The sequence below is a fragment of the Streptomyces sp. NRRL S-350 genome (assembly GCF_000719705.1).
GTDB lineage: Bacteria > Actinomycetota > Actinomycetes > Streptomycetales > Streptomycetaceae > Kitasatospora.
The window spans coordinates 1-1,439 of sequence record NZ_JOHO01000160.1 but is presented as its reverse complement, the minus strand read 5'-3'; the positions used below and the strand labels follow the sequence as shown (position 1 = coordinate 1,439).

The 1,439-nt window shown below is 70.3% G+C and carries 1 protein-coding gene; it reads left to right on the top strand.

Features of this window, described 5'->3' with window-relative positions:
* Positions 1-61 precede the first annotated feature (61 nt).
* Entirely contained in the window at positions 62-1,300 is a 1,239-nt protein-coding gene (locus tag IF30_RS0140215) for an IS701 family transposase (RefSeq protein ID WP_037903049.1), read from the top strand.
* Positions 1,301-1,439 lie beyond the last annotated feature (139 nt).

Sequence of the window (1,439 nt, the reverse complement as noted above, 5' to 3'; positions counted from 1 at the left end):
CTAGTAGTACTTCGTTAGGTTGGTTTGATCTTGGTGGCTGTGGCGGTGCATGCTGCGGTTTGTGGATCTTGGTGAGGTGGAGAAGCTTCGCGGTGACCTCGGCGATTTCGTGGCCGAGGTCTTCGCATCGCTCGCGCGCAAGGATCAGCGCCGGCAGGGGGAGTGCTATCTGCGCGGGCTGATGCTGGACGGGCGGCGCAAGTCGATCCAGCCGATGGCCGAGCGGCTGCCGGACGGGAACATGCAGGCGTTGCAGCAGTTCGTCAGCCAGTCGCCGTGGGACCACATGCCGGTGCTGCGGCAGATCGCCCGGAAGATGACCGCCGCCCTCACACCGCAGGCGTGGGTGATCGACGACACCTCGTTCCCGAAGGCCGGAGACCAGTCCGTGGCCACCTCGCGGCAGTACTGCGGCGCGCTGGGCAAGCGCTCGCTCTGCCAGGTCGGAGTGAGCGTCCACGCCGTCACCGACCAGGCGTCCAGCCCACTGTCCTGGCGACTGTTCGTGCCGCCGGACTGGGACGAGCGCGACGACGTGCGCCGCCAGCGCACCGGCCTGCCGCCGGAGGTCGGGCACATCGAGAAGTGGCGGCTGGCCATTGACGCTCTCGAAGAGCTGGTCTCCTGGGGGCTCGCCCCGCAGGTCGTGGTCGCCGACGCCGGCTACGGCCAGTCCGCCGCGTTCCGCCATGGCCTGCGCTCGCGGGGCATGGACTACATCGTGGCGGTGCGCGGGGACGAGAGCGCGCACCGCCACGACGCGGAGCCCGAGGCGCCCGCTTACAGCGGCGCCGGCCGCAGGACACTGCCCCGCTACCGCACCGACTCCATCGCCTTGCGCGAACTCGCCACCGAAGCCGGGCGCCGGGCGTTTCGGCAGGTCACCTGGCGCCAGGGCAGCCGCGGGGTGATGCGCTCAAGGTTCCGTGTCCTGCAGGTGAGAGCGGCGGGGAAGATCCCCCGCACTCTCGCCGCCGCGGACGCGGGCGGCGGCGCGGCCTGGGACGGCGTCCTGCCGGCCGAGACCCTGCTGGTCGAATGGCCTGCCGGCGAGGACGCGCCGACGGACTACTGGCTCACCAGCCTTCCGCCCGACACGGCGATCCGCCGGCTCGTGCGCCTGGCCAAGATCCGCTGGCGCATCGAGCACGACTACCGCGAGATGAAGCACGGCCTGGGCCTGGACCATTTCGAGGGCCGTACCTGGCGAGGCTGGCACCACCACGTCACCCTCGTCACCGCCGCCCACGCCTTCCTCACCCTCCGGCGCCTCGACCCAAAAGCCGAGGCGCCGGCCTGACCTTCTACCGAGTCCTCGACGCCATCCAGGACCTGATACGGGCCTGGACCGGCGAATGCCCCACCTGCCACCGCGAGTTACCCACCACGCGCCAGGCAGGGCACACCCGACCACTTCGGACCTAACGAAGTACTACTAG